The organism is Cupriavidus laharis (assembly GCF_914271435.1).
GTDB classification, from domain to species: Bacteria; Pseudomonadota; Gammaproteobacteria; order Burkholderiales; family Burkholderiaceae; genus Cupriavidus; species Cupriavidus laharis.
Window position 1 is genome coordinate 256505 of sequence record NZ_CAJZAI010000007.1, and the last position, 22408, is coordinate 278912.

Below are 22408 nucleotides of genomic sequence, written 5' to 3' on the forward strand. Positions count from 1 at the left end.
TTTCCCGGCCGCGCACCCCGCGTGCCGCAGCGGCACCTGGCGGGACCGCTCCCGTTCTCGCAGAGAGAGACCATGTTTGAAAAAATTCTGATCGCGAACCGCGGTGAAATTGCCCTTCGCATCCAGCGCGCCTGCCGCGAGCTGGGCATCAAGACCGTGGTGGTGTACTCGGAAGCCGACAAGGAAGCCAAGTACGTCAAGCTGGCCGACGAAGCCGTATGTATCGGCCCGGCCCCTTCGCCGCTGTCCTACCTGAATATGCCGGCCATCATCTCGGCCGCCGAGGTGACCGACGCGCAGGCCATCCACCCTGGCTATGGCTTCCTGTCGGAGAATGCCGACTTTGCCGAGCGCGTGGAGAAGTCCGGCTTCGTCTTCATCGGCCCGACTGCCGAAAGCATCCGCCTGATGGGCGACAAGGTCTCGGCCAAGCAGGCCATGATCAAGGCCGGCGTGCCGTGCGTGCCGGGTTCTGACGGTGCCCTGCCCGATGATCCGGCCGAAATCGTCGCCACCGCGCGCCGTGTGGGCTACCCGGTCATCATCAAGGCTGCCGGCGGTGGTGGTGGCCGCGGCATGCGTGTGGTGCACACCGAGGCCGCGCTGCTCAACGCCGTCAACATGACGCGCGAAGAAGCCGGCCGCGCCTTCGGCAACCCCGAGGTCTACATGGAGAAGTTCCTGGAGAATCCGCGCCACGTGGAGATCCAGATCCTGGCCGACCAGCACAAGCAGGCCATCTGGCTGGGCGAGCGCGATTGCTCCATGCAGCGCCGCCACCAGAAGGTGATCGAGGAAGCGCCCGCGCCGCATATTCCGCGCCGCCTGATCGAGCGCATCGGCGACCGCTGCGCCGAAGCCTGCCGCAAGATGGGCTACCGTGGCGCCGGCACGTTCGAGTTCCTGTACGAGAACAACGAGTTCTACTTCATCGAGATGAACACGCGCGTGCAGGTGGAGCACCCGGTTACCGAGATGATCACCGGCATCGACATCGTGCAGGAACAGATCCGCATCGCCTTCGGCGAAAAGCTGCGCTTCCGCCAGAAGGATGTGCAGTTCCGTGGCCACGCGATCGAATGCCGCGTGAACGCCGAAGACCCGTTCAAGTTCATCCCGTCGCCGGGCCGCATCACCGCCTGGCACATGCCCGGCGGCCCCGGTGTACGCGTGGACTCGCACGCGTATGATGGTTACTTCGTCCCGCCGAATTATGATTCGATGATCGGCAAGATCATCAGCTATGGCGCCACCCGTGAGCAGGCCATCGCCCGCATGCGGATCGCGCTGTCGGAGATGGTGGTGGACGGCATCCAGACCAACGTCCCGCTGCACCGCGAGCTGATGATGGACGCCAACTTCGTCGAAGGCGGCACCAGCATCCACTATCTCGAGCACCGCCTGGCGCAGCGCGAGAAAGCCTGACGCGGCAGCCGCCGCACCTGCTGTACAAAAGGAAGCCCGTGGCCTTTCAGGAATGTGTGATCGAAGTGGCGCAGGACCAGGCCGAAGCCTGGTCTGACGCCCTGTTCGACCTTGGCGCGCTGTCGGTGTCGGTGGAAGATGCCGATGCCGACACGCCGGACGAGCAGCCGCTGTTCGGCGAGCCCGGGCTGGAGCCCACGAAGCTCGCGTGGAACCGCTCGCGCGTGGTGGCGCTGTTCGGCGACGATACCGACCCGGCGCTGGTCGTCGCGGCCGCGTCGAATGCGCTCGGCATCGATCCGGTGCCGGCCTATGTCCTGCGCGAGGTCGAGGACCAGGACTGGGTACGCCTCACGCAGTCCCAGTTCGAGCCGATCCGCATCGGCGAGCGCATCTGGGTCGTGCCGTCGTGGCACGACGCACCGGAGCCCGATGCCGTGGTGCTCGAACTCGACCCGGGCCTGGCCTTCGGCACCGGCAGCCATCCGACCACGCGGCTGTGCATGCAGTGGCTGGAGCAGAACCTGAAGGCTGGCGAAACCGTCCTCGACTACGGCTGCGGCTCCGGCATCCTCGCCATCGTCGCGAAGAAGCTCGGCGCCGGCGACACGCTTGGCATCGACATCGACCCGAACGCTGTGGAAGCGTCGCGCTACAACGCCGAACGCAACCAGGTCCAGGCGACGTTTGCGCTGCCGGAGTCGGTTTCCGAAGCGAGCTACGATCTTGTCGTGGCCAATATCCTCTCCAACCCGCTCAAGCTGATGGCCGCCATGCTCAGCGCCCGCGTACGCCCGGGCGGTCGCCTGGTGCTGTCCGGCGTGCTCGAGCGCCAGGCCGAGGAAGTTGCGGCCGCCTATGCCGCCTGGCTGCCGCTGACCGTCTGGCGCAGCGAGGAGGGCTGGGTCTGCCTGCACGGCACGCGTCCCTGAGGTGTGCCCATGGCCGCCGCCAAACTTGTCACACGCTGCCCGGCCTGCCGCACCGCCTTTCGGCTTGTTGCCGACCAGTTGCGGCTGCGCCAGGGGCTGGTGCGTTGCGGACACTGCGAAACCGTCTTCGACGCGCGTGAACACCTGATCGAAGTGCCGGCGCCGGCGGCCTCGCCCGCGGCGCCGTCGCCATACCAGCAGCCTGAACCAGCGACGTCCGCGAGCGCGCCGGAAGCCGACGCCGGGGCCAAAGCTGCGTCGGCGTCATCCATCGGCGCGTTCGATCCTGGTTACGACCCCGGGTACGACGTGCCCGCGCTCGATTCGCCCACCATGATGATGGCCCCCGTCGAGGACGAAGAAGCGTCCGTCGAGGTGGAAGAGCCGATCGCACAGGGCGAAACTCCATCGTACGAAGAACCGGAACCCGCTCCAGAGAACATTGCGCAGCCCACGCTGCAGGAAGCCCTGCCCGAAGTACCAGCCGGGACCGAAAGTACTGACGGGCAGACCCAAGCTGCCGAAGCTGGGGCTGAACCCGAGCCTGTTGAAGCCGAACAGCCGGAAGCCGGGCCGGTCGCCGCCGCCAACGGCACGCATCATGCCAAGCAGGACGACGAGGCGGCATCTGCCACCATCGTGGCCGCTCACGACTCGTGGCCTGCGCTGGACCGCTCCGCCTTTGAAGGCGAGGAGCCATCTCCGGCTGCGCCAGGCACGGTGCAAGCTGAACCACAGGAAGATGCGGCCGATGAACCGGCCAGCGCGCCGCTTGCGGAATCGTCTGCCGAATCGCCCGCCGAGTCGCCATCGGAGCCGCCTTCCGAACCCTTGCTGCGCAGCGCCAGCGAGTTCCTGCGTGCCCAGTCCAGCGACAGCACCGAAGTGCCGGCCATGGCCGACGCACCGGCAACACCGCACGAATCAGGCCATGACGCTGATCACGCGTCCGGGCTCGATTACGGCCGCAACTACGGCCCCACCTATGGCCCGAGCACCGGCGACGCCTTCAGTGCAACCGCCGGCGCCATTGCGCGCGAGAACGCCACGCGGCGCTGGGCACGGCAGGAGCCGCAGATGGGGCCTGCATTCGCCCCGGACTTCCTGCGCCAGGCGCGCGAGCGGGAACGCGAACGCGCACGCGAGGCCGCTGCGATGCCGGCGCCGCCACGCTTTCGCTACGGCTGGCATATCGCTGCCGGCGTGCTGGCCCTTGGCGTGGTCACGCAAGGACTGTACCTGATGCGCGGGCAGCTTGCGGGCCACTTCCCGGCCCTGCGTCCCGTGCTCGAAGCCGCGTGCGCGCCGCTCGGCTGCGAAGTACCGCCGTGGCGCGACATCGACGCGCTGCGCATCGATACCTCGCAGTTGCAGAAGCAGGAAGAAGGCAGCGACGCCTACCTGCTCGCCGTTACGCTGCGCAACCAGGGCCGCGCCACCACGGCGTTGCCGGCCATCGAACTGGTCATGACCGACCTGCAGGACCAATTGCTGTTGCGGCGCGTACTGGAACCGTCCGAGTACCTGGAGCCGGCGCAGAAGGCCTTCGCCACGCACGGTCTTCGAGCGGGCATGGAACTGCCGGTTCGGGTACGATTCCGGACTCAGCATGCGGCGGCCAACTACCGCGTGCTGATTTTCTATCCCTGATTTCCGCAGGCTTGCTGCCAAGGGCCGAATCGAGCCCGGCCGCGAGCTGCGCCCCCCGAAGATCCTGAACAGGAAGGAGCAGAGATGAGCAACGTGACCCTCGGCGGCAACGCCATTGAAGTGGCAGGCAAGTTCCCGCAACCCGGCGACAAGGCCGCCGACTTCAAGCTGGTCGGCAAGGACCTGGCGGACGTGACGCTGGCCGACTTCGCCGGCAAGCGCAAAGTGCTGAATATCGTACCGAGCCTGGACACCCCGGTGTGCCAGGCCTCGGCGCGCAAGTTCAACGAGGCCGCCAGCGGCCTGGCCAACACCGTGGTGCTGACCATCTCGGCCGACCTGCCGTTCGCGATGGGCCGCTTCTGCACCGCTGAAGGCCTGGCCAACGTGGTACCGCTGTCGACGATGCGCGGCGCCGAGTTCAAGGGCAACTACGGCGTGGACATCAAGAGCGGCCCGCTGGCCGGCGTGACCGCACGTGCCGTGGTGGTGCTGGACGAGAACAACGTCGTCAAGTACAGCCAGCTCGTGCCCGAGATCAAGACCGAACCCGACTACGACGCCGCGCTGGCCGCACTGAAGTAAGCCGCACCGGCAACTAGCACCGGCCGCCTGCATTCCCGGGGCGGCCGCTTCCGTTTCTGAACCCCGCGGGCTGCACGCAGCCCGACCATCCCAAGTACCTGGAGAGAGCATGGCCAGCCTGATCTGCGGCTCCGTCGCCTACGACACCATCATGACGTTCGACGGACGCTTCCGCGAACACATCCTGCCGGACCAGATCCACATGCTGAACGTCTCGTTCCTGGTGCCCGGCATGCGGCGCGAGTACGGCGGCTGCGCCGGCAACATCGCCTACACGCTCAAGATGCTCGGCGGCGAACCCGTGGTCATGGCCACCGTGGGTGCCGACGCCGAACCCTATCTGCAATACCTGCGCGGGCTGAACATCGACACCGGCCATATCCGCGTGCTGCCCGATACCTTCACGGCGCAGGCCATGATCACCACCGACCTGGACAACAACCAGATCACCGCCTTCCACCCCGGCGCAATGAGCCAGTCGCAGCTCTCCAACGTGAAGGACGCGCTCGGCGGCAACGCGCCGCCGAAGCTTGGCATTGTCGCCCCGGACAGCCGCGAGGGCATGCTGCACCACGCGCGCCAGTTCGCCGAGACCGGGATTCCGTTTGTTTTTGATCTGGGCCAGGCAATGCCGCTGTTCAACGGCGAAGACCTGCGGGAGTTCGTTGAACTCGCCAGCTACGTGACGGTCAATGACTACGAAGCGCAGGTCCTGCTGTCCCGCACCGCCTGGACCAGCGCCGAGGTTGCCGCCAAGGTTCGTGCCTTCATCGTCACGCACGGCGAGCGCGGCGCCAGCATCTTTGCCGATGGTCAGCAGTACGCGATCCCGGCCGTTCCGGCGGAGCGCATCGTGGACCCGACCGGCTGTGGCGACGCCTTCCGCGGCGGCCTGCTGTTCGGCATCGAAAACGGGTTAGACTGGGAAACCACTGGCCGCCTGGCATCGCTGATGGGATCGATCAAGATCGCACAGCAGGGTCCGCAAAACCACTGGTTGCCGCTCGACGAAATCGGCAATCGTTTCCAGTCTGCATTCGGTTACCGCTACGCCTGATCTGCGGCCGGGGCGTGGCACATTGACGGGAATTGACATGAACAACAAGCTCCGAACCGGTGTCATCGCCATTTTCGCCGTGGCTGCACTGGTCAGCGGCTGCGCCACGGATTCCAGCTCCAACAGCGTCTACTCGACCGGACAGGCACAGCGCGAACAAACCGTGCGCTACGGCGTGGTCGAAGGCGTGCGCGACGTGATGATCCAGGGCGGCCAGACCGGCGCCGGCACCATCGCCGGCGGCGCGATCGGCGGCGTTGCGGCGGGCAGCCTGATCGGCAGCGGCAACGGCTCGGTGGCAGCCGGCATTCTCGGCGCCGTGCTCGGCGGCATTGCCGGCAGCGCGGCCGAGAACAAGGTCAACCAGCGGCGCGGGCTCGAAATCACCGTCCGGCTGGAAAATGGCGAGATGCGCGCGATCACGCAGGAAGCGGACGAGCTGTTCCGGCCCGGGGACCAGGTGCGCTTGCTCACCTCCGGCGGCGTGACGCGGGTCACGCACTGATTCGCCTGCGTCCCGGTTTATTGAAAGCGCCGCGTCCGAGAGGATGCGGCGTTTTTCTTTTGGCAGCACACAGTTCAGGTTGCCCGGGACAGCGATCCCATCGCCCACTCCCAGTGACAGGCCCAAATGAAAAACCCGCCGGGCATGCGCCGTCGGCGGGTTGGCAAGACTGGTGTCTTGCAGGCCGGATACGGCGTATCCGGCCACTATGGCACGCTGTACGTGCCCGGGTGACTCCTTGCGGAAGTCGTGGTCCCCACTCGACCGAGCGAGGCTTACGGGCGGTTGCCCGTCGGGAACGGCCATGCAGCGGCCGGGTTCAGCGCGGTCTTGGCAGCGGCCTTCTTGGCGGCCGGTGCTGCCTTCTTGGCGGCTACCTTCTTCACAGCGGCTTTCTTGGCCGGTGCAGCCTTCTTGGCTGCCGGTTTGGCGGCCTTCTTGGCCGCCGGCTTCTTCTTCGCAGTCGTTGCCATGGATAACTCCTTCACTAGAGAGTGAATATCGAATGACCTAGGTTGGCGACCCGACCGACCCGAGGCGCGGCGTACTGCCGCTACCCCAGTCGAGCGAGCGATTCATCGGCGCGCGGCACTACCTCCGCCGCACGCTAATGAATTCGGTAGCAGGGCCGTCGCCCATGGCGACGCACTGGCGGCAAGGCAGGCCCGCATGCGGGCTCCGGGCACTTGCCGCGCCCCGGAATATTCGATCAGCCCACGCCGCCCGTCGAGTCGGCGCGCAGCCAGCAATGAGGAGATATCGGACGGCTTGCCTGCGGTGCGGGCCTGGCCTCGCGCACGGCAGACGGCATTCATCATCTGGAGGTAGCTTGCCCATCCCGTCGCTGGGCCAAAGGAGACTGCACGCGTTTTAAGAAGCCGGTTCGGCCTGGTCTGCGTCAAAGTTCTCGTGCTCCTCAGCTACCTGCATCACTGTGTCACTGCATCGAAGCGCGCATCGCGCTCATCGTTCAATCTTGCTTCCTGCTTCGCTGCAATGAAGTGGGACTCTTGTCAAGGCGAATCATAATTCGTTTGCACGATGATGTTAAGAAAAAAGTGCAAAAAAACTTGCGTGCTCGCGCGAGTCGATCTAGTTAGCGCGCACCGCTTCGCGAAGACATCGCCGACACCATCGCGCAACGACGTCCGCATGCATCGACGCACGCCCTGACCGGCGGCGCGAACTCGCTGCCCGACGCGCGCGAATGCGCGCGCTCCGACACGATCAGCATGCACCTCGTGTCATGCACGAAAGCATCGCGAAGGCTGTGCGGCACGGCGCGGAAACATACGCGAGATGATCATCGCATTGACTGGAAACCCGCATGAATAAAGGCTTTCCGGCAAGCGAAGCAAAACCGCAAGAGGCGCGTTCCGATGCACGCATCGCAAGCTTGTCGCCAGGCGGCCTGCCATCGCAGCCACGGTCCCGGCACCGGATGCGACGCGCGCCACGCGCGATCGATCACGCGTGGCGATGATGCACGCGACGGTCTCGCGCATCGATGTCTCCGACTGCTCGCGACAGTGATGCGCCAACGCAACGATTTGCATCGACGCAACAACCCGACGCCCTCCGAAGCGTTGCGATCTGGCAAAGCTTTCGCAATGAACGCGCGTCGCGATGCCCGAAGGCAACGGTCGGCATGCGCATTCACACCCATCCATCGATGCCGATGTCCTTGAAGGTCGACGCTTCGCACAACCCATTCATCCCGCGCGAAGGATGTCGGCGACGCAGCGCCAGGCGGCACCTAGAGGATTGCTTCGGGCACGCGCGCGGCGCGCTTTGCTGCGACACAGAATTCCCGCAAACGGCGCGTGCATGCGGTTTTCCGGGAAGCGCGCTGCCATGTCGCGGGACCTGTGTGCGCCGGGCCGCCGATTGCGCAGCGGCAACCGCGCCAGTAGATTGGCGAGCACGCCCCGGCACCGCCAGACCGTGCAACAGCCCACGCGGCATCGCTGCCGGCATCGGTTCAGGCAGCCACCACCACCCGAGAGGAGACTTCATGCGCATTCACCCCCAGGCCATCGTCACGCGCACGCTGCTGCGCGCCGGCATGTTCGCCGCCGTCATGTTCGCGAGCGCCGCGGCGCTCGCCCAGGCCACGCCGAGCGGCAACTGGAAGACCATCGACGACACCACCGGCAAGCCGCGCGGCCTGGTGGAGATCACCGAGAAGAGCGGCGTCTACAGCGGCCGCCTGGTGAAGAGCTTCGTCGAGGGCGACGGCAAGCCGAAGGTGTGCGACAAATGCACCGACGCACGCAAGGACCAGCCCATCATCGGCATGACCATCCTCTCCGGCCTGCGCAAGACCGGCGACAACGAATGGAGCGGCGGCGAGATCCTCGACCCCGAGAATGGCAAGATCTACAAAAGCAAGATGTCGCTGTCCGAGGATGGCAGCAAGCTCAGCGTGCGCGGCTTCATCGGCATCAGCCTGCTGGGCCGCACACAGACCTGGGAACGCGAGCGCTGATGGTGTGCAGCCGGTGCATGGTCGGCGCGATGGCAGAGCATTGATGGGGCGCCACAGCCGTCCGCTGGCACGTCAGGGTTTCTCCCATCACCGGCCAGCCGCGCCGGCAACGTCGCCGGCGACGGCGCGCGACGTGCGATCTCTCGCTCTGCGAGAAGCACCGCAAGATGCACGTTAAGCGAATTGACAGCCAGTCCCGGTAACATCATCCGGCATCCGCGGCAGAAGCGATCGCCGTCGCGCCGCGGATCGATCCAACAAGTCCAGTCGGAGACAACCATGCGACAGATTCCTGCCAGCCGCGCGCTGGCGCTTGCCTTGCCATCTCTTGCCGCGGCTGCGGCGGCCACCTTTACAGCCCTCCCTTCGCAAGCGCGCGCCGCCGATGCCTGGCCCGGCCACGTCATCAAGTTCGTGGTGCCGTTCACGGCGGGCGGTGCCAATGACCTGGTGGCACGCGCCGCGGCCGATGCCGTCGGCAAGCGCCTGGGCCAGCCTGTCGTGATCGAGAACCGTCCCGGCGCCGGCGGCGTGGTCGGCGCCGACTTTGTGGCCAAGAGCAAACCCGATGGCTACACCTTTCTCGTCGGCGCGGTCGGCACCGTGACCAACAGCCTGATCCGCACGAAGATGCCGTACGCGCCGGACGACCTGGTGCCGGTGTCGCTGATCGCCGTGAGCCCTTCGGTGATCGTGGCATCGCCGTCGCTGCCCGCAAACAATCTCAAGGAGCTGATCGACTACTCGAAGAAGCAAGGTGGCGGCGTGAACTTCGCCACGGCGGGCAGCGGCAGCACGCCGCACTTCGTCGAAGAGATGCTCAAGGAGAAAGGCGCGTCGCTGACACCAGTGCCCTACAAGAGCGGTTCGGAGAGCATCACCGCGGTGATGGGCGGCCAGGTTGCCGCCACGTCCGAAGCGAGCGTGGTGGTGCTGCCGCATATCAAGGCGGGCAAGCTCAAGGCGCTTGGTGCAACGTGGGACAAGCGCATGAGCGCCGCGCCGAACATCCCGACCACCGCGGAACAAGGCATGCCTGATGTCCGCATCGGACACTGGGCAGGCATCTTCGCGCCCAAGGGCACCGACCCCGCCATCCTGAAGAAGCTGAACACGGAAATGACCGCGGCCATGCAGACGCAGGAAACACGTGAACGCTTGCTGCCCAACGGCATCGAGCCTGCCGGCGGCTCGCAGGAGAGTTTTGTCGCGTTCATCAAGTCCGAACGCGAACGCCTGGGCCGGATTGCAAAGAACGCCAATATGAGCGCCGACTGAGAAAAATTTTCAAACTGACCTGCCGGTCATTTTTTCGAATGTATTGAGATGGCCCTTCCTGCGAAGGGCCATTTTCTTTTCCGGGAATCGTTCGGCAAGTCTGCCGGGCCTTGTGTTGTCGCTATTTGTGGCGTTTTACGCACTATTTTTCGTTCTATTGTTTTTTATTAAAGACATCATGGCAGGGCAAACCATGTCTGTGTCGTGTCCGCAACGCGAATTGCAACGCAAATCATTCGCATTTATATTCGCCCAGCCCAAATCATCGCCCCCATGACCGCATCGTCGATTCCCGTGCATTCGCGCTGGCGGCGGCGCCGGACGGGCCCGCACCGGGGGTCGAACGAGAGACATACGCCATGAACCGCCGCTCCCAACGCACGCCCATCGCCACCGCACTGATCGCGCTCTTTGCCGCCCCCGCCGCATCCCTTGCCCAGCAGGCGCCTGCCCCGGCCGCCGCACCCGTGCAGCAGGCAGCGGCACCCGCCACGACGCTGCAGGAGGTGGTCGTCAAGGGCGCTGCCTCGCGCGACGATTTCAATGCGGTCAGGAATTCCATCAGCAAACTGCCCGAAGACCTGCGCGACGTGCCTCAGTCGGTCACGGTGGTGAACCGGGCCGTCATGGATTCCCAGGGTGTGAGCTCGCTCGCCGACGCGCTGCGCAACGTGCCGGGCATCACCATCGGCGGGGCCGAAGGCGGCCAGATCGGCAACAACATCAACCTGAACGGTTTCTCGGCCCGCACCGATATCTACCTGGATGGCTTCCGCGACCGCGGCCAGTACTACCGCGATACCTTCGCGCTCGATTCTGTCGAGGTGCTGATGGGTCCGTCGTCGATGCTGTTCGGACGCGGGTCCACCGGCGGCGTGATCAACCAGGTCAGCAAGAAGCCTTCGATGAAGGCGGCCACCGAGGTCACCGGCTCGGTCACCACCAACGGCCTGGTGCGCGCCACGGCGGACGTCAACACGCCGACCGGCGACACCTCGGCGTTCCGCATCGCCGCCATGGCACAGGACGGCAAGCCGAGCACGCGCGACGAGATGACCGTGCAGGACTTCGGCATCGCGCCGTCGTGGAAGCTCGGCATCGGCACGCCGACCGAGATCACGCTGTCGGCGCTGCTGCAGCACAACCACGACATGCCTGACTACGGCCTGCCGCCGCTGAACGGGCATCCGGTCAATGTGGACCGCAATACCTTCTACGGCAACACCGACGACCGCACCAACCAGGACATCGCGTCGCTGAACGCGACCATCGACCACAAGTTCAACCCCAACGTGCGGCTGCGCAACCAGACGCAGTACAACTGGGTACAGACCGACGCGCGCCAGACCGCGCCGCAGTCGGTCGGCGCCATCGTCAACGGCGTCTATTCACCGCTGACGACGAGCAGCCTGCCGCTGTCGCAGCTGTTCGTGCGCCAGCAGAGCCACGACCGCAAGATCCGTGACTATTCGATCTACAACCAGACCGACCTGACCGTGAAGTTCGACACCGGCTCGGTCAAGCACACGGTACTGGCGGGCGCCGAATTCGGCCACGACGGCTACAACAACCAGGGCATCACCCGGGCCGCAGCCTCCGGTCCTTGCAGCGGCTTTGTCGCGTGCGTGCCGGTGATCGATCCGCCCTATGTCGACTCGCCGGCCAGCGCAGTGACCGGACGCGGCAATGTCGCGGGCGGCTCGGCCAATACGATTGGCGTCTATGCCAACGACACGATCGAGTTCACCAAGCAATGGAAGGCCGTGGCCGGCCTGCGCTATGACTATTTCAACGCCAGCGTCACCAACTCGATCAGCCAGCCGCGCAGCCTTCAGCAGAGCGTCAACTTCACCAGCGTGCGCCTGGGTGGCATCTGGCAGCCGACGGAAGCCCAATCCTACTACCTGTCGTATGGCACCTCGTTCAATCCGTCGCTGGAACAGCTGACCAACACGACCGGTACGGTCACCAGCCAGCAGCAGCTCGAGCCCGAGAAGAACAAGTCATACGAACTGGGCGGCAAGTGGGATCTGATGAACGGCGACCTGTCGCTGACCTCGGCCATCTTCCAGATCACCAAGGACAATGCGCGCAGCCAGAACACCGACGGCACCTACACGCTGGCCGGCAAGATCCGCGTGAACGGCTTCCGCGCCGGGGCAACCGGACACATTACGAGCCGCTGGCAGGTGTTCGCGGGCTATACCTACCTGGACGCCGAGATCGTCGACGGCGTCGCCGCCGGCACCCAGGGCAAGGTGCCGGGCAATACGCCGAAGCACACCGCCACAGCGTGGACCAGCTACGCCGTCACACCCGAGTGGGAAGTCGGCGGCGGCGCATTCTATATGTCGCAGCGCTATGCCAATAACACCAATACCACGCAGGTTGGCGGCTTCGTGCGCTGGGACGGCATGGTGGCCTACCATCAGCCGAAGTACGATGTGCGCCTGAACCTGTTCAACATCTTCGACAAGAAGTATTACGATGCGCTGATCCAGTCCGACGGCGGGCGCTCGGTGCCGGGCACGGGCCGAACCGCGATGCTGTCGTTCTCTTATCGCATGTAAGGAAAGCCGCCATGCTGGTCGTCATCCCCCAGGTCCTCACCGCCGAGCAGGTCTGCACCGTACGCGAACGGCTGGAACAGGCGGACGAAGCCTGGGTCGACGGCCGGGTGACGGCCGGCTACTCGGGGGCGCCGGTCAAGTTCAACCAGCAGATCGACGAACGCTCGGACGTGGCGCTGGAGTGCCAGCGCCTGATCCTGGGCATGCTCGAGCGCAACCCGCGGTTTATCAGCGCCGCGCTGCCCAATATCGTCTACCCGCCGATGTTCAACCGCTACAGCGAGGGCATGACCTTTGGCGCGCATGTGGACGGCAGCGTACGCATCCATCCGCACGACGGGCGCAAGCTGCGCACCGACATCTCGGCCACGCTGTTCCTTTCGCCGCGCGACAGCTATGACGGCGGCGAGCTGCAAGTGCAGGACACCTACGGCATGCACGCCGTCAAGCTCGATGCCGGCGACATGGTGGTTTATCCGGCCACCAGCCTGCACCAGGTCACGCCGATCACGCGCGGCACGCGCGTGGCCAGCTTCTTCTGGATCCAGAGCCTGGTGCGCGACGACACGCAGCGCGCGCTGCTGTTCGACATGGACAACGCCATCCAGCGGCTGAACCAGACCGGCGCGGATGAAGACGCGCGCCGGACCCTGGTGGGCTGCTATCACAACCTGCTGAGGCAGTGGAGCGAGACCTGAGCGGGTCGTCGCCGTTACTGAGAAGGAAAAGGCCGGGCGGTGTGGAACCGCCCGGCCTTTTTGCCGGATGCCGGCTTCGATACGTCCTTACATCCGGTAGCGGATGGTCGCCATGACGCTGCGGGGTGCGCCCGGCATGTTCAGGTTGGGACTGCTGCCGTGCGCGGAGACGATGTAGCTCTTGTCAAACAGGTTGTAGAGGTTCAGCTGGGCCTCGAAGGCACCGCGGCGGTACCAGGCCATGGCGTCGGCCGTGACATAGCCGGGCAGCGTCACGGTGTTGGCCGGGTCGGCGTAGCGCGCACCCACCATATTCAGGCCGGCGCCCACGCCAAAGCCGTGGCCCAGGCTCTTGGTCAACCACACGTTGCCCGAATGCTTGGGCGTGATCGTGGCGCGCTTACCTTGCAACGCCGCCGTCGACTTGGTCACTTCGGCGTCCAGGTAAGCGTAGCCGGCCAGGAAGCGCCAGCCGCCACCCAGTTCGGCCGCACCCGAGATTTCCACGCCATCGGTGCGCTGCTCGCCGATCGGGATCAGTGCCGTGCCGGTGGCATTGGCGACCTTGATATTGGTTCGCTCCAGGCGGAACACCGATACCGTGGCGCTAGCCTTGCCGTCCAGGAAGTCGTACTTGGCCCCGACTTCCGTGTTATTGGTCGTCTCGGGCGCGAGCTGCGTATTGTTGGCCGCGAGCGCGAAGGCTTCGCCCGACGGCTGGAACGACTTGCTCCACGACACGTAGTAGGACTGCGCCTTCGTCGGTTGCCAGACCAGGCCGGCGCGCGGACTCCACGCATTGTCGGTGCGCGACAGGTTCGGCTGGCCGGCGATGTTCTGCCGCGTCTCCTGCTCGAAACGGTCGTAACGCACGCCCAGCAGCGCCTTCCATTGCTCGCTGAAGGTCAGCATGTCCTGCGTGTAGAACGCCAGGGTGTTGAACACGCCCAGGTTGTTGGTACCCGGCGTGCCCGGCACCACGCGCGCCAGCGTGGGCAGCACCGGATTGAACAGGTCGAAGTTCGCCACTTGCCCGTTGGCACCGAGCACCGGTCTGGTGTTGTTGACCTGGTTCTTGTTCTGCTGGCCGATCTCCATGCCGTACAGCAGCTCGTGCTGCATGCCGAGGAAGCTGGCCTTCTGCGTCAGGTCGGTCTGGTTGAACCAGCCATGCTCCTCGCGGTCGACATTGCCGTGGTTCATGGTGAAGGTCTGGGCCGCCTCATTGACCGTGCTGGTCAGCGTATTGTTGCGGTCCAGCGAATAATGGTAATAGCGCGTGGCATTGCGGATCGACCAGCTGTCGTTGAAGCGATGATTGATCGTGGCCGTGCCCGAGTACACGCGCGACTGCGAGTAGTCGGCATCGCGCGCGTTGGCCGCGCCGTAGTAGCGCGACGCGGGTACGTCGACCGGGCGGCCCTTGTAGGCCGGAATGCCGAAGTCGGTCACGCGGCGATCCTCGAGATAGTCGGCCTGCAACAGCACGGTGGTCTCGGGCGCAATCCGCAGCTCGAGCGAGGGTGCAATCGCCTTGCGATCCAGAAACTGCTGCGAGCGGTAGCTGTTGGCCTTCTCCACGGCGCCCGTCACGCGGAATGCAGCAGCGCCATCCGCAAACACGCGGCCGACGTCGGCCTCGGCGCGGCGGTCGGCCCACATCCCGTAACTCAGCGCGAAGTCAGTCACGTCGATGCCCGGCTTCTTGGTCACGCGATTGATCAGGCCGCCCGACGAGCCACGGCCATAGAGCACGGCGGCCGGCCCCTTGATGACTTCGACCCGGTCCACGTTGGACAGGTCGCGGAAATACAGCGCATCGTCACGGATGCCATCGACGAACTGGTCGGCAATCGCGGTAAAGCCGCGGATCGACACCTGGTCACGCTGGCCATCGCCCGTGGAGAACGAAACCCCCGGCACGTTCTTCAGCGCGTCCTGCATCGAGGTGGCATGCTGGTCGCGCATGACATCGGCCGTGACCACGTTGACGGTCTGCGGTACGTCGCGCAGCGGCGCCTCGGTCTTGGTGGCGCTGACGGTCCTGGAAGGGTTGTAGCCAGTGCCGAGGTCCTGGCTGGCATCGGCCCTGACCGTGACTTCTGGCAGGCTCTGCTGGGACGCCGTAGCGAGGCTGCGCTCCTGTGAATGGGCCATGCCGGCCAGCATCGGCTGGCAGGCGAATACCGCAAAAACGGCGCGGCGTACCGGATGCAATTTGAGGCTCATTTCCCTGTAATTTCTTGTAATACGAAGCAAAATGCGACGCATTATCATTTACAAGACGAATAAGGTCAAATTTGCGGCGAAATATCCGCATTTGCATCATTGGTTAGGGGCGCGATACATCACATTTCTGGCACGTCAGCCATTCGCTGCTGTGCGGCAATCAGCCGAACTGTTCTGCCAGCGCGTCGCGCGCTGCGGCAATGAAATCGGCTTCGCCGCGCCTTGCCGGCAGCAGGAAGAACTCCGCTTCCGGCAGCGCGGGCAGGCCCAGCCGCCGCTGGCTGGCGGCATCCAGCGGCGCCACGCCCGGGCCGATCGCCGACGCATTCAGGCAGGAAAGACCCAGCCCCGCGGCAAGCGCCAGGTGCAGTCCCGCCACGCCCGAGGCAGAGTGCGCGATCTCGAATGACCTGCGCTTGCGCATCAGCAGCTTCACCACGAACTGGTGCAGCGAGCAGGAATCGGGCAGCAGCACCAGCGGCAGCGTCGGCGGCAAGGCACCGGCCTCGCCCTGCGCCATCACCCATGACAGCGACTCGCGCCGCAGCAGTGTCCCGCGCCGCGCCGCCGCCTGACCGCGCGTGCCGACGATGCGCATGCTCAGGCCGATATCGAAGGCGTCCATGTCCGCCGTCGCATCGATCACGGCGCTCTTCATCACCGTGACGTGCAGGCGCAGCAGCGGGTGGCGTTCGCGCAGGCGGCGCAGCATGCCGGCAATCTCGGCAGGCCGGAAGTAATCCGTTACCGCCAGCCGCAACTCGCCCTCCAGCGCGCGGCCGCGCAGTTCCTGCAACGCCATGTCGTTGAGAGCCAGGATGCGCCGTGCATGCTCCAGCAGCCGGGTCCCCGCAGGCGTGGGCACCGCGCCTTTCCGGCCGCGCGTCAGCAGCGGCACGCCGGCGCGCTCCTCGAGCTTGCGCAATTGCTCGCTGACCGAAGATTGCGACAGGAACAGCCTGGGCGCGGCGGCGGACAGGCTGCCGCTGTCGGCCACCGTGACGAAGGTGCGCAATTGGTCGGTGTCGAATCCGCGCATGGCGATCTCCCGAGGATCCTGATGATTCGGAGAATCCGATGGTTCATATCGTAACTTCCGGCTTTTCCGATATTACACCGGCACCTACCATGGCATCACCAACGCAATCAAACAGGAGCCAGCCATGCCCCACATCAACCTGCAGATCTCCGGCCAGCCCGATGCCGCCCTCACCCGCCGCAGCGCCGCGGCCGTGGCCGAACTTACGCAGCGCGTGCTCGGCAAGAAGCCTGATGTCATCGCCATCGCGGTCCAGTACGTGCCGCGCGAGCAGTGGATCATCGGCGGCGAACCGCTGTCCGAAACGGGGCGAAATGCCTTCCATCTCGATATCAGCGTGACCGATGAGACCAATACGAAGGCGGAGAAGGCCGCATACCTGAAAGCCGTGTTCGAAGCGCTGTCAGAACTGGTTGGCAACGTGCATCCGGTCTCGTATATCCACGTGATCGACGCACGTGCCGCGGCCTATGGGTATGGCGGGCTGACGCAGGAGTATCGGCATCAGCATGGGTGAGTGGGCTACTTGGTACAGTCTTCCGCCAGGCTGGCTCCCCTCTCCCACGCATGGGAGAGGGGAGGAACCGGGGCTCATACATAGCCCGCCAGCCATGTTCCGGCTGACCCGACAATTCCAGCCTTAATCCCGCCGGGATGTTCTTGTAGATTGGTAGCTTGTTAACTAGTGCGGGCACATGCCAGCACCGCCCGCCCCAACGGAAAGCCACCATGAAACATGTCACCCTGCCCGATGGCGAGCGCGTGCCCGCGCTTGGCATGGGAACGTGGAATATGGGCGAGCGTCGCGCCACGCGTGCCGAGGAGATCGCCACGCTGCGACTGGGCCTGGACCTGGGCCTGCGCCTGATCGATACCGCCGAGATGTACGGCGAAGGCCAATCCGAAGAACTGATCGGCGAAGCCATCGCCGGCCGGCGCGATGAGGTCTTCCTGGTCAGCAAGGTCTACCCGCACAACGCCAGCCGGCGCGGCACCGTGGCCGCCTGCGAGCGCAGCCTGCGCCGGCTCGGCACCGACCGCATCGACCTCTACCTGCTGCACTGGCGCGGCGGCATCGCGCTGGAGGAAACGGTGGAAGCGCTGCAAGGCCTGCAGCGCGACGGCAAGATCCGCCACTATGGCGTGAGCAACCTCGACCTGTCCGATATGGAGGAATTGTGGGCGGTTCCGGGCGGCGACCAGGTTGCGGTCAACCAGCTCCTGTACAACCTCCCCCGCCGCGGCATCGAGTGGGACCTGCTGCCCTGGCTGCACGCGCGCGGCGTGCCGGTGATGGCCTACTCGCCCATCGAACAGGCGCGGCTGGTGCGGCATCCGAAGCTCATGCGCTTTGCTCGGGCCAACGGCATGACGCCGGCGCAGGTCGCGCTGGCCTGGCTGCTCGCGCGCGACGGGATCATCGCGATCCCGAAGACCGGGCACCGCGAACGGTTGCGCGAGAACCTGGGCGCGCTGGAGCGCCCTCTCACGCCAGATCAGCTGCAGGAACTCGACCGCCTGTTCCCACCGCCGACCAGGCCGGGACCGCTGGAAATGCTGTAGCGACTACCGGGCTTATTGCGTGCGCGCGATGTAGCGCTCGCGCTCGACGTATTTCGTCAGGTAGGCGCGTGCCTTCTCGCGCGTGTCGGTGGTGACGCGGTCAGCCGCCTGGCGCGCGCCGGACTTGCCGTGTGACGACGACATTTGGCCCGCGAGATACGCGCCGAAGGCATCGTGCATCGCCTTCAGTTCACCGTTGCATGCAGCCAGCGCCGAGGACACCACGTCCTTCGTCTGCGCCTTGCCGGACACGCCTTCGTCGGCCTGGTGCTGCACGCAGTCCATGTAGCGGGCGCGCAGCGCCTGCCAGCCGCTGTCGGCGTTCGTGCTTGCGTTGGCGGCCTCGCCCGCGTCAGGTGCCGGCGGCTGCGACCCGCAGGCGCCGAGCAGCGCGGCAACCAGCAGGATGGAAAGTTTAGGGGCTTGGAGGATCGGCTTCATGGGTCCGGACTGTACCGCAGCATGACCGGCCCTGCCGCGCACAAGTGCCTCATTCGCCTCAACGTTAACAAATGGAAACGACTTCAACGTGTTGCATACGGTCCGCCATTGGTCCGCAAGCGGTCGGGCACTATGCTTCAAAGTACACAAACAAGCAGAAGGAGATCCCATGAAGCGCCGCTCATTCCTCCAAACCGGTGCCGGCCTCGTGTTGGGCAGCCTGTCTCTGGCCGCCTGCACCACCACGGGCCCCGACGTGCCAAGCGACAAGGCTGCGCGGCGGCGCGAACTGGATTCCGGCGTAGATGCCACGCTCGCCAAGCTGTACGGCAGCGTCAACGGCTCGCGCGACCTCGCCAACAAGGCGCGCGGCATCCTGGTGTTCCCGAAGACGCTCTCGGCGGGCTTCGTCGTCGGCGGCGAGTATGGTGACGGCGCGCTGCGCTCGGGCGGTGCCACGCGCGGCTACTACCGCCTGATCTCGGGCTCGGTCGGCTGGCAGATCGGCGCACAGTCCAAGTCCGTCATCCTGATGTTCCTGACGCAGGACGCCTACGACAAGTTCGTGCGCAGCAGCGGCTGGACCGCCGGCGTGGACGCCACCGTGGCGCTGGCGACGGTGGGCGCCAACGGCGTGCTGGACACCAACACCGCGCAGCATCCGATCGTCGGTTTCGTGATGACCAATGCCGGCCTGATGGCCGGACTGAGCCTGGAAGGCAGCAAGATCACCAAGCTCGACCTGTAGCGTTCCATGCCGCGGTGCCGCTGCATTTTCCGGCGGCACCGCGCGACCGGATAGAATTCGTCCCTTTGGCCGAATTCCTCCCATGTGGTTCAAGAACCTGCAGCTCCACCGTTTTTCCGCTCCATGGTCGCCCGGCGCCGACGAAGTCGAAGCCAGCCTGGCCAAGCATGCCTTCTTTCCCGGCACCAGCCTTGAAATGCAGACGCAGGGCTGGGCCTCGCCGCGCGACAATGGCCAGCTGGTCCACACCGTGGGCCGCCAGATGCTCCTGACGCTGCGCACCGAGAAAAAGCTGCTGCCTGCCACCGTGGTCAACCAGGTGACCAAGGCGCGCGCCGCCGAGGTCGAGGAGCAGCAAGGCTACAAGCCGGGCCGCAAGCAAATGAAGGAACTGAAGGAGCAGGTCACCGAAGAACTGCTGCCGCGCGCGTTCAGCATCCGCCGCGACACGCGCGTATGGATCGACCCGGACAATGGCTGGCTGGCCATCGACGCCGCCAGCGCAGCCAAGGCCGACGAAGTGCGCGGCATGCTGTTCAAGGCACTGGATCCGCTGCCGCTCGCGAACCTGCACGTGAATCAGTCGCCCGTGGCCGCCATGACGGACTGGCTGGCCAGCGACATCGCGCCCGCCGGCTTTTCGGTGGACCAGGAGATCGAGCTCCAGTCCGGCGCCGAAAGCAAGGCCACGGTGCGCTACGTGCGTCATCCGCTCGATGCTGAAGACCTGCGCCGCCATATCTCCGGCGGCAAGCGCTGCACGCGCCTGGCCATGACCTGGAACGACCGCGTGTCCTTCGTGCTGACCGATTCGCTCGCGATCAAGCGCGTAGCGCCGCTGGATGTGATCAAGGAGCAGGCCGACAACACGGTCAGCGACGAAGACGAGCGTTTCGACGCCGATTTCACGCTGATGGCCGGAGAACTGGCCGGCATGCTCGGCGACCTGACCGAAGCGCTCGGCGGCGAGCGCAAGGCCTGAGGCCAGCCCAGCCCGATCTGAAATCTTTCGACGGCCGCCCACGCGGCCGTTTTTCTGTCTAGCCTTGGAATTGCCCGACTGACGTGCCCCCCTTTTTTCCGGAGCCGCCCGTGGACAATTCCAAGGCCACCCCCTCTCCCGCCCCATCCCCTTCAGGCGCCTCCGGCCCGTTTGCCTACCCCGCCTTCAGCGTGCTGTGGATGGCCACCGTGCTGTCCAATATCGGCACCTGGATGCACGATGTGGGCGCCGGCTGGTTGATGACCTCGCTCGCGCCGTCGCCGGCCTGGGTGGCGCTGGTGCAGACCGCCACGTCGCTGCCGGTGTTCCTGCTGGCCCTGCCGGCCGGCGCGCTCGCCGACATCCTGGACCGGCGCCGCATGCTGCTGGTGGTGCAGGTTGTGATGGCCGTCGTGGCGGCCGGCCTGGGCGCGGTGGTGCTGCTGGGCGCTGCCACGCCGGTGCTGCTGTTGCTGTTCACGTTCGCGATGGGCGTGGGCGCCGCGATCACGGCGCCGGCATGGCAGGCCATCGTGCCGAGCCTGGTGCCGCGCCAGGCGCTGCAGCAGGCCGTGGCCACCAACAGCGTGGGCATCAACATCAGCCGCGCCATCGGGCCCGCGCTGGCGGGCTTCATCATTTCCGGCATCGGCGTGGCCGCGCCGTTCCTGATCAATGCCGCCAGCTTCCTGGCGGTGGTGGCCGCGCTGGCCTGGTGGCACCCGCCGGTTCCGGCCGAGCGACGCCTGCCCACCGAAGACTTGCTCGGCGCCATGCGCGCCGGCGTGCGCTTTGCCTGGCACAGCCAGGCGCTCAAGGCCACGCTGGCGCGTGCCACCGCGTTCTTCCTGTTCGCCAGCGCCTACTGGGCCATGTTGCCGCTGATCGCGCGGCAGGTATTGGCCGGCGGCGCCCAGCTCTACGGCGTGCTGCTCGGCTGCGTGGGCGTGGGGGCGGTGCTGGGCGCGCTGGGCCTGGGCCGGCTGCGCCAGTGGCTGGGGCCGGACCGGGTGGTGGCGCTCGGCACGCTGGGCACAGTGGTCGCGCTGCTGCTCTTTGCCACGGTCCACAATCCGGTAGCTGCCGGCATCGCCAGCCTGGTGGCGGGTGCCTCGTGGATTGCCGTGCTGACCACGCTGAACGTGTCGGCGCAGACCTCGCTGCCGGAATGGGTGCGCGCACGCGGCCTGTCGATCTTCGTCACCGTGTTCTTTGGCTCGATGAGCGCCGGCAGCATCGTCTGGGGCCAGGCCGCCAGCCATCTGGGCATCCCCGCGGCGCTGCTGATCGCCAGCGCCGGCGCGTTGCTGGCCATCGCGCTGACCTGGCGCTACAAGCTGCAGCAGGGCGATTCGTCACATCTGGCACCGTCCATGCACTGGCCGGCGCCGGAGGTGAGCAACGAAGTCGGCCATGACCGCGGCCCGGTGCTGATCACCATCGAATACCAGGTGCGGCCCGAAGACGCGGCGCGCTTTGTCGCCACGCTGGACGAACTGAGCCAGGCGCGCCTGCGCGACGGCGCGTTCTCATGGGGATTGTTCGAGGATGCCGCCCGGCCCGGGCGCTACGTGGAATGCTTCCAGGTGGTGTCCTGGCTGGAACACCTGCGCCAGCACGAGCGCGTGACGCTGCATGACCGCGACATCCAGGAACGCGCCTTGGCCTTCCACAGCGGCGAGCAGCCGCCGGTGGTGTCGCACTTCATCGCGCCAGCCGCGGCATCGTGACGCTTAGCCGAGCCAGTTGACCTTGGGGAAGCGGCCGGCAAAGCCGGCCGGCATCGGCATCACTTTCTTCTGGTGGTAGTCGAAGAACACGAAGCCGGACTTGGCCATGGCGATCAGCGCGCCGTCCTGCGGGCGCGTGATGCGGAAGATGATGTCGCCGCCGTACTTGTTGAAGTCCATCACGCCGACTTCGAACAGCAGCTGGTCGCGCGCATGCGCCTCGTTGCGGTACATGGTGGCCAGGTCCGTGACGATGATGCCGAGCCCCTCCACCTGGTCGCCCTCGCTGCCGAATTCAAAGAGGAAGCGTGCGCGCGCCTCGGAGATCATCGAGATCATCGAATCGTTGGCCAGGTGGTTGGCCGAGTTGATGTCGGTGACGCGCACGGTCAGGTGGGTCGAATAGCAGAACTGGTCGTCGGGAAGGTCGAGTTGAAGACGGGCCATGGCGGCATCGGGCAAAGTGGACAGGAAGCCGCCGCCGGGCG

The 22408-nt window shown here is 65.8% G+C and carries 20 protein-coding genes; 15 read left to right on the forward strand and 5 right to left on the reverse strand.

The annotated features are described in order from the left end of the window. The first annotated feature begins 72 nt into the window (after window positions 1–72). From accC to LDO29_RS16455, 6 genes are all read left to right on the forward strand, one after another. Window positions 73–1425 carry an acetyl-CoA carboxylase biotin carboxylase subunit gene (gene accC / locus LDO29_RS16430; protein ID WP_224080845.1) on the forward strand — a complete coding sequence of 451 codons (1353 nt, stop codon included), beginning with the start codon at window positions 73–75 and terminating at the stop codon, window positions 1423–1425. Window positions 1426–1463: 38 nt separating this feature from the next. Further along, window positions 1464–2357 carry a 50S ribosomal protein L11 methyltransferase gene (gene prmA, locus LDO29_RS16435; protein WP_224080846.1) on the forward strand — a complete coding sequence of 298 codons (894 nt, stop codon included), beginning with the start codon at window positions 1464–1466 and terminating at the stop codon, window positions 2355–2357. A gap of 9 nt (window positions 2358–2366) precedes the next feature. Continuing rightward, window positions 2367–4007: a zinc-ribbon and DUF3426 domain-containing protein gene (locus LDO29_RS16440; protein WP_224080847.1), complete on the forward strand. Its 1641-nt coding sequence runs from the start codon at window positions 2367–2369 to the stop codon at window positions 4005–4007. A gap of 84 nt (window positions 4008–4091) precedes the next feature. Next, window positions 4092–4592: a thiol peroxidase gene (tpx, locus tag LDO29_RS16445; protein WP_224080848.1), complete on the forward strand. Its 501-nt coding sequence runs from the start codon at window positions 4092–4094 to the stop codon at window positions 4590–4592. A 109-nt stretch (window positions 4593–4701) separates the two neighbouring features. Continuing rightward, on the forward strand, window positions 4702–5649 hold the full coding sequence (locus LDO29_RS16450; protein WP_224080849.1) for a carbohydrate kinase family protein: 948 nt from the start codon (window positions 4702–4704) through the stop codon (window positions 5647–5649). A 37-nt stretch (window positions 5650–5686) separates the two neighbouring features. Then, window positions 5687–6154 carry an outer membrane lipoprotein gene (locus LDO29_RS16455; RefSeq protein ID WP_224080850.1) on the forward strand — a complete coding sequence of 156 codons (468 nt, stop codon included), beginning with the start codon at window positions 5687–5689 and terminating at the stop codon, window positions 6152–6154. A gap of 275 nt (window positions 6155–6429) precedes the next feature. Here the strand turns inward: LDO29_RS16455 and LDO29_RS16460 are convergent, their stop codons facing one another. After that, window positions 6430–6627: a hypothetical protein gene (locus tag LDO29_RS16460; RefSeq protein WP_224080851.1), complete on the reverse strand. Its 198-nt coding sequence runs from the start codon at window positions 6625–6627 to the stop codon at window positions 6430–6432. Between the two features lie 1541 nt (window positions 6628–8168). Here LDO29_RS16460 and LDO29_RS16465 point away from each other — a divergent pair. The 4 genes from LDO29_RS16465 to LDO29_RS16480 all read left to right on the forward strand — a co-directional run bounded on the left by LDO29_RS16465 (window position 8169) and on the right by LDO29_RS16480 (window position 13188). After that, window positions 8169–8642: a DUF2147 domain-containing protein gene (locus LDO29_RS16465; protein ID WP_224080852.1), complete on the forward strand. Its 474-nt coding sequence runs from the start codon at window positions 8169–8171 to the stop codon at window positions 8640–8642. 279 nt (window positions 8643–8921) lie between these two features. Then, the gene (locus LDO29_RS16470) at window positions 8922–9920 is read left to right on the forward strand and encodes a Bug family tripartite tricarboxylate transporter substrate binding protein (protein WP_224080853.1); all 999 of its coding nucleotides are present in this window, start codon (window positions 8922–8924) and stop codon (window positions 9918–9920) included. A gap of 359 nt (window positions 9921–10279) precedes the next feature. Then, window positions 10280–12490: a TonB-dependent receptor gene (locus tag LDO29_RS16475; protein ID WP_224080854.1), complete on the forward strand. Its 2211-nt coding sequence runs from the start codon at window positions 10280–10282 to the stop codon at window positions 12488–12490. Between the two features lie 11 nt (window positions 12491–12501). After that, complete coding sequence (locus LDO29_RS16480; protein WP_224080855.1) at window positions 12502–13188, forward strand: Fe2+-dependent dioxygenase; 687 nt, start codon at window positions 12502–12504, stop codon at window positions 13186–13188. A gap of 87 nt (window positions 13189–13275) precedes the next feature. On the opposite strand, the gene LDO29_RS16485 is transcribed toward LDO29_RS16480, so the two are convergent. Both LDO29_RS16485 and LDO29_RS16490 read right to left on the reverse strand, forming a co-directional pair. Further along, window positions 13276–15417: a TonB-dependent receptor gene (locus tag LDO29_RS16485; RefSeq protein ID WP_224080856.1), complete on the reverse strand. Its 2142-nt coding sequence runs from the start codon at window positions 15415–15417 to the stop codon at window positions 13276–13278. A 160-nt stretch (window positions 15418–15577) separates the two neighbouring features. Then, the gene (locus LDO29_RS16490) at window positions 15578–16456 is read right to left on the reverse strand and encodes a LysR family transcriptional regulator (protein WP_224080857.1); all 879 of its coding nucleotides are present in this window, start codon (window positions 16454–16456) and stop codon (window positions 15578–15580) included. Window positions 16457–16580: 124 nt separating this feature from the next. Between LDO29_RS16490 and LDO29_RS16495 the strand changes: the two genes are divergently transcribed. Continuing rightward, window positions 16581–16973 (forward strand): tautomerase family protein, encoded by a 393-nt coding sequence (locus LDO29_RS16495; RefSeq protein ID WP_224080858.1) that lies wholly within the window; start codon window positions 16581–16583, stop codon window positions 16971–16973. Between the two features lie 212 nt (window positions 16974–17185). Beyond that, the gene (locus LDO29_RS16500) at window positions 17186–18019 is read left to right on the forward strand and encodes an aldo/keto reductase (RefSeq protein WP_224080859.1); all 834 of its coding nucleotides are present in this window, start codon (window positions 17186–17188) and stop codon (window positions 18017–18019) included. Window positions 18020–18031: 12 nt separating this feature from the next. Here LDO29_RS16500 and LDO29_RS16505 read toward each other — a convergent pair whose 3' ends face one another. Further along, window positions 18032–18460: a hypothetical protein gene (locus LDO29_RS16505; RefSeq protein WP_224080860.1), complete on the reverse strand. Its 429-nt coding sequence runs from the start codon at window positions 18458–18460 to the stop codon at window positions 18032–18034. A gap of 169 nt (window positions 18461–18629) precedes the next feature. Between LDO29_RS16505 and LDO29_RS16510 the strand changes: the two genes are divergently transcribed. From LDO29_RS16510 to LDO29_RS16520, 3 genes are all read left to right on the forward strand, one after another. Continuing rightward, the gene (locus LDO29_RS16510; protein WP_224080861.1) at window positions 18630–19208 is read left to right on the forward strand and encodes a BPSL1445 family SYLF domain-containing lipoprotein; all 579 of its coding nucleotides are present in this window, start codon (window positions 18630–18632) and stop codon (window positions 19206–19208) included. A gap of 82 nt (window positions 19209–19290) precedes the next feature. Next, a complete protein-coding gene (locus tag LDO29_RS16515) occupies window positions 19291–20190 on the forward strand; it encodes a recombination-associated protein RdgC (RefSeq protein WP_224080862.1) in 900 nt (299 codons plus the stop codon). A 110-nt stretch (window positions 20191–20300) separates the two neighbouring features. Then, window positions 20301–21920, forward strand: coding sequence for an MFS transporter (locus tag LDO29_RS16520; RefSeq protein WP_224080863.1), 1620 nt, complete (start codon window positions 20301–20303; stop codon window positions 21918–21920). 3 nt (window positions 21921–21923) lie between these two features. On the opposite strand, the gene LDO29_RS16525 is transcribed toward LDO29_RS16520, so the two are convergent. Next, window positions 21924–22367, reverse strand: coding sequence for a thioesterase family protein (locus LDO29_RS16525; protein ID WP_224080864.1), 444 nt, complete (start codon window positions 22365–22367; stop codon window positions 21924–21926). Window positions 22368–22408: the final 41 nt, after the last annotated feature.